This is a genomic window from Pedobacter sp. ASV12, from assembly GCF_016429155.1.
GTDB lineage: Bacteria > Bacteroidota > Bacteroidia > Sphingobacteriales > Sphingobacteriaceae > Pedobacter.
The window spans coordinates 25607-31745 of the sequence record NZ_JAELUC010000045.1 but is presented as its reverse complement, the minus strand read 5'-3'; the positions used below and the strand labels follow the sequence as shown (position 1 = coordinate 31745).

6 protein-coding genes are annotated in these 6139 nt (G+C 46.4%); all 6 read right to left on the bottom strand.

All coding sequences use genetic code 11. The annotated features are described in order from the left end of the window. Positions 1-62 precede the first annotated feature (62 nt). The 6 genes from JHD69_RS11985 to JHD69_RS11960 all read right to left on the bottom strand — a co-directional run bounded on the left by JHD69_RS11985 (position 63) and on the right by JHD69_RS11960 (position 6080). Positions 63-554, bottom strand: coding sequence for a hypothetical protein (locus JHD69_RS11985; RefSeq protein ID WP_199140577.1), 492 nt, complete (start codon positions 552-554; stop codon positions 63-65). Between the two features lie 86 nt (positions 555-640). Next, positions 641-2374 (bottom strand): STN and carboxypeptidase regulatory-like domain-containing protein, encoded by a 1734-nt coding sequence (locus JHD69_RS11980; RefSeq protein ID WP_199140576.1) that lies wholly within the window; start codon positions 2372-2374, stop codon positions 641-643. Continuing rightward, entirely contained in the window at positions 2371-3339 is a 969-nt protein-coding gene (locus tag JHD69_RS11975; protein WP_199140575.1) for a FecR family protein, read from the bottom strand. The genes JHD69_RS11980 and JHD69_RS11975 overlap by 4 nt, the downstream gene beginning before the upstream one ends. A gap of 11 nt (positions 3340-3350) precedes the next feature. Beyond that, entirely contained in the window at positions 3351-3920 is a 570-nt protein-coding gene (locus tag JHD69_RS11970; RefSeq protein WP_370583484.1) for an RNA polymerase sigma-70 factor, read from the bottom strand. A 68-nt stretch (positions 3921-3988) separates the two neighbouring features. Beyond that, positions 3989-5491, bottom strand: coding sequence for a DUF4833 domain-containing protein (locus JHD69_RS11965; protein WP_199140574.1), 1503 nt, complete (start codon positions 5489-5491; stop codon positions 3989-3991). Positions 5492-5510: 19 nt separating this feature from the next. Then, positions 5511-6080, bottom strand: coding sequence for a head GIN domain-containing protein (locus JHD69_RS11960; RefSeq protein ID WP_199140573.1), 570 nt, complete (start codon positions 6078-6080; stop codon positions 5511-5513). Between the last annotated feature and the right edge of the window lie 59 nt (positions 6081-6139).

Sequence of the window (6139 nt, the reverse complement as noted above, 5' to 3'; positions counted from 1 at the left end):
CCCCCCCCCCCCCCCCCCCCCCCCCCCCCCCCCCTTTTTACTCCCCCGCCCCCCACCCCTCTCTACACATGTCGTGGTTCGTCGGCAGCGTCAGATGTGTATAAGAGACAGTTGTAGAGGTCATCGTCGTCAATCTGTTTATCAACGATTTTATCAAAGGCTGTACCTGCAGCTACTCTATCAAAAGAATACGCTGAAGCAATGATCATTTCGGCATTGGCCTTTAAGTCGTTTGGAAACTTCTTTAATACTTTTGCCAATTCTCTTTTGGCGGTGAGGTACTCTTTGTTTTCGATGGCCTTTTCGCTTTTGCCCAAATCAATAGCGGCCGAGATATAAAACTGTGTGCGGATAATACTAACTACAATTACAACGCCCAAACAGATGGCAAAAATTTTGATCCATTTAGGTATCGGGTAGTTAATAAGGCTTGTTCGACAAGAGGCGCATAAATTAATGGGATGGCCTGCCTCAAATGGATTAACCTGGCAATTAACACACAGGCTTTCATTAAGCTCGGTCTCTTGAACAGCTGAGGGCGTATTTTCTTCCATAAGTTTAGTTTGGTAAGCTAAAGATAAACTAGATTTTTAATTTATCAACCGCATTCTAAAAATACGCTTTCACTTCTACCTTTTCCCTACATGAGCGTAATCCCCACACTCCAGCCTACCCAGCCCTTGTAACGGCCCACATCCTGATGCCGACTAGGCACTATCTGCTGTCTATAGTTTTTGCCACTCGAACCCAAGGGGGCTTTGCTCACGTAATAATTGTAGCTAGGTCCGCCGAAAATGCTTAAACCCTTAAACAGTCTGAACTGCAGGTTGAGCTGGCTTTTGTACAGCATGTTGGCATAATCCCAGTTGCCCAGGTACAGGTGCTGCGCACTGAGTTCGGTGGCAAAGGAAAAGGTTTTTCCCAAAATGAAATCGTGACCCATGCCCAAGCCGAAGCTGATGACCTTAGCGGTATCCGAAAAATTATAGCCACCGATCAGCAACGTATACAAATTGGCGTTGCCCGATTTATAGGCTACATTGGCATTGATGGTTTCGTTGGTAGAAAAGCTCAACTTATGGTAGCCGGTTTTCACCAAATTGATCAGGCCCAAACTGGTACCCGACGAAGTATCGGAAGCATTAACCAGCGCCAATTGAAAGCCCTTGTTGTTTTTGGCATAGTTAAACAAGCTTGAAAGTTGCATGCCCCGCACGGTACGGGAGCCGATGTTGCCAAGCCCTGCAACCTGTATGCCATTTACTTCCCGACTGGTTATATTGCTTAGCCCAGAAACCTGTACGCCGCGCAAATTTTGGCTTACAATATTAACCAGGCCTGCAACCTGTACCCCTTCTGCATTTTTCTTGACCTGATTAAGCAATCCCGAAACCTGCACGGCCTTAATGCTGCCTTGCACGCCGTTGTGCAAGCCCGCTACCTGCACCCCCGTTACGTTACGGCCCACCACATTGAATACGCCGGCAACCTGCACCATTTTCATATCGCCTTTGTTCAGGTTAAAGATCCCTCCAATTTCTACGCCATCTACACCGGCCGTATAGCCACCCAGTACATTGAGCGAAAACTTGTTAACCACTTGCGAGCTCATCATGCCATGCGAGCTTAGACCCGGTGTTAGCGACGCCTGAAATGGGGTATTGGCAAAAAAGCTGGGAATATTGAGGTTCTGGAGCCGTTGTTTTGAAGAGAGGAAAAAACGTCCGATTCCCAATTCTTCCAAAGCATTGCCAAAAAAAGTACCTTTTTCCTTGTCGGGATCGTTATAGCCTTCGGGCTTTACATTGATGCTCGACAGAAAAACCAAAGCGGTATCGCGATAGGTTTCCTTGCTGGCCGTTAAAATAATCGACTGGTGCTCGCCCTTGAATTTGAGCGTAAAAAAACCATCATTGTCGGTAATAGCCGATTGCAACAATTTCTTTTCGTATACGCTGGCCTGCTTTACTTTTTTCCCCGTCTTGGTGTCAATTACATAACCGCTAATCATGTACAGGTTTTCGGCGGTGGTAATGTTTTCGGGCTCTATGGTAAAATGGTTTACGGCATAGCGCAAAATAATGTACGAATCGTTTTCCTTGTAATCTACCTTGCCATCAAACATCGCATCGAGCACTTCCCTTACCGGCTGGCCCTTGGCATTGAGGTTAACCAAGCTATCCTGGTTAATAAGCGAGCCGTTGTAGGCAAAGTAGAAATTGCCTGCATTGCTGATTTTCTGCAACACATCGCCAACACGCTCCTGTCGGGCACTAAAAGTTACCCTTTTCGACAGGTTGTTCTGGTAAACCGAAGTTTGGGCCCTAACCCAGGTTGCCAAGCAAAGTAAAACAAGGGCTATTTTTATTTTCATTTCTGCTTTTTAGACAGCACAAGCTGCTGTTGGTTACGAACAACTTCCAAATCTAGCGCATCGCAAATGATATCGAGGTTCTTGGTAAGCGAGCTATATTTTAAAGGTGCGGTAAAAGGAAGATCCCTCACGTTGTCGTTTACCACCACATGGCTGCCATAGGCTTCGTTCAAAATATCGACCAATTCGTGCAAGGGCGTATTGTTTGACACAAACATACCAGTGCGATAATAGCTATACAATTGGTCTTTGCTTTGCTGCTTGGCCAGCTGCTTGGTCGCTGGGCCTATGAAAATGCGTTCGCCTTTAACCAGCCTCACTTCTTCGCCACCAAGCCTCACTTTTACAATGCCGCTTTCTACCACTACTTCTGTTTGGTTGCGGTTGAGGTGCTTGATGTTAAATGAGGTACCGACTACCTGCACCGAAACCTGGCCAACATCGATCACAAAAGGCCTGTTTTGATCGTGGGCTACCTTAAAAAAAGCCTCTCCGTGCAATAGTTTTATGCTCCGGTTGTTTTCGAAATTGCGTGCATAGCTCATGGCTGTGTTTTTATTGATGGTAAGTTCAGAACCATCGGGCAGTACCTGATTAAACACCAGATTGCTTGACGAAAGCTCGATATAGGCTGGTCTGAGCAAAGTATAGGCCGTCCAGCCACCAATAGCCAGCACTAATGCGGCGGCTAGGCTTAGCCAACGCCTACCATTTGTTTTTAAAGGCTTAACCACAGGCTCCCGTTGCGTTGGCAAGGCATCGGCCTTGGCTTTGAATTTTAGCCAGGCGGCCTCCACATCAGGTTCTTCATTGGGCGCAATGTTGCCACTGGCCTGCCACAGTTTTTCGAGCTTGGCAAAGTACTTGGCATTTTCGGCATCGGCAACGAGCCATTCGTTTACCTGCCTATCTTCTTCTTCGTTTGTTTCCTTGAGCAGGAACTTAATCAGTATTTCATCGTTCATCACTCTTCTCCTTAATTTAGATAGTCTTGGTAATACATCATCCCCAATAGGGCCAGCAACAGAAAATCAGACAGTTTTACGCGCAGCAGCCTCAGCGCCTTGCCCATCTGGTTTTCTACGGTTTTGATAGAAATATTAAGCTTTTCGGCTATTTCCCTGTACTTGAGTTCTTCGAAACGGCTCAGTTGGAAAATGGTACGGCATTGCTCGGGCAATTCGTTGAGGGCTTCCCGCAATTTGATTTCCAGTTCGCCCAGTTCGATTTTTGCCGAAGCCGAATCACTGAGGTGATCAGCCGTATGCAGGGTATAATCGTGGTATTTTAGCTTTACTTTTTCGTGCTTCAAAAAATTGAGGCTGTCGTTGTACACGCATTTGTAGAGGTAGGCCTTCATGGAAGTTCCCACCTGCAACAATTCGCGCTTTTCCCAAAACTTAAGAAATAGCTGCTGCACTACTTCCTCTGCCATATCTAGGTCTTTCAGGATAAGATGGGCATAAGCATGCAGGGCTTTGTAGTGGGTTTTGAACAATTGCTCAAATGCCTGGTCTGTATAGTTGTTCACTGAAGTAATTGCCACTAGATTCAATTTGCTGCGTAAATATATTAAGTTAAATCCTGAACCGTTCTGCTTTGTACCAAAATCGTTTAGCCCAAATTGATCCTTTTCAGTACTTCGGCGCCGCTCTCACTGTTTACCGTAAACAAGTCGATGTACTGTACCTTGGGGAACCAAAAAGATCCTCCGTTTATTTTGACGAATACGCGTTTGAGCAAAAGATTTTTCCCCTCGTCCTTAATGTACATGCGGTATTGCTGGTCACTTTCCGATTTGATGAGGTATAAAGGCATTTTTTTATAGGCCGCCAACCTGATTTCGAACTGATCATTGCCCAAGGCCTTGCATTTGACACCGTAGGCAAACTTCTCTTCAATGCCGCTCAGGTTCTGGCATTTGCCTTGCTCCTCGTACCTGATCCATGAGCCTTTTACCGGATTTTCCTGATTAACCGTCCCATCGCTTGTATAGTTAAGCTCATAAATAACCGTGTTGGCATCGGGTGTGCGCTGCAAAAAGAAAAGCAGGTTTTTGCTTTTGGGCGTTGGCAAAGCCACCGGTTTTTTTTCCTGTGCAAAAAGTAATTGACCCAATGCCAAAAGCACCATGACCAAGGCGATTTTGAACAGCCAATTGCTTGTTCTTTGAGCTCTTGAAACAAGTTTCGGTGTCCGCGTCAGTTTATGCCGGTATATTTTAGCCGGACTGGCGAAAATGAAGAACAGCATTTCGCCTATTCCATCGCTATGCCTGATGTCTCTGAGCATATCGCGATACTCGTGAAAATTAAGGATAAACGGATTGGTTTTGCTCTCTACCGGCGTAGTTATGCCATATACCGGCTGTTCTTCTTCATATTGGAACGAGCCAAAAAGATGGTCCCACACCATAAAGGTGGCCCCAAAATTCTTGTCTAGGTATTTCTCCTGACTGCCATGGTGTACCCGATGGTTGGATGGCGTACCCAAGTGTTTTTCTATAAACGGATGCAATTTGCCAATGGCTTCGGTATGTACCCAAAACTGGTAAAGCGTACTGAGCTGGCTAGCCACCAACACCACAACGGGATGAAAACCCATGAGCACCACCGGGATAAAAAACACGGTTTTAAAGTGTTGCACCCAGCTTTGCCTAAAAGCCACGGTAAGGTTGTAATGCTCGGCCGAGTGGTGTACCACATGGGTTGCCCAGAAGAAACGGCAATAGTGCGAAATACGGTGCGACCAATAGCTGCAGAAATCGTAAAAAACAAAGCAGGGGATTAGCGTATACCAGTTAAGCTGCATGCGCCAGGGCAACAGGTTATATACCCAAATGGCACCTGAAACCAGCACGGTTTTGAGCAACAGGTTAACGGTCAAATTCCCCAAACCAATCAGCAACGAGCCCTTGGTTTCCTGTGGCTCATAAGTATGGTGTTCGCTAAAACGGGCTGCGATAAACTCTACCAGCGTAAAAACGAAAACAGCAGGCAAAGTGTAGGCCACCAGATTGGGCGTGCTGTGCTGCAGCTGATAAACAGCTGTTAACGCGATAGGCGACGCACCAAAAAGTTCGGAGAGCGATTGCCAAAATGTTTGGATAGTTGACATATTTGTGTGTGGTTTGTGTTTAGAATTTGATGACTTTACCCGACCCGCTAACGTTGGCTTCTACAACAGGATTACCCGCGTAGTAAACCTTGCCGTTGCCACTGATGTTGGCCTTCAGCTTATCTTGGACCGTAACACGGGCATCGCCGCTACCTGATAGGCTGACCTTGGCATTTTGGCAGTTCAGTTTCTCAAAATCTACGCTTCCCGAGCCAGAAATATCAATGTCTACTTTATTGGCTGCGGCGGCTTCTTTCATCAAAACCACTGCCGAGCCGCTGATGTCTACACTCAGGAAATCGATAAGCGGAAAAGCACCACTAAGGTCTACCCGGCTGTTGCCACTTAGCGAAATGCGACTCACTGTTGGCATGGTTACCGTTACCTCCACATCGTCGTGCCTCACGCTCGCCCTTTCGTAACCAACTTCGAGCTTGCCGTTGCTTACGGTAGTTTTAAAATAAGGAATCAGGTTGCTTGAGCCTTTCAGTTCAACTTTATACGTACTGCCATAAACAATATGTACAGGCGTTGAGCCACTGTTGTGCAGGGAGGCAAAAACTGCCAGATCTCTTGTTACTGCTGTCATGTTACCGTTAGCCGTCAGGTTATCCTTTTTACAAGAGCCTAAAAGAATCGAGAAGGTTG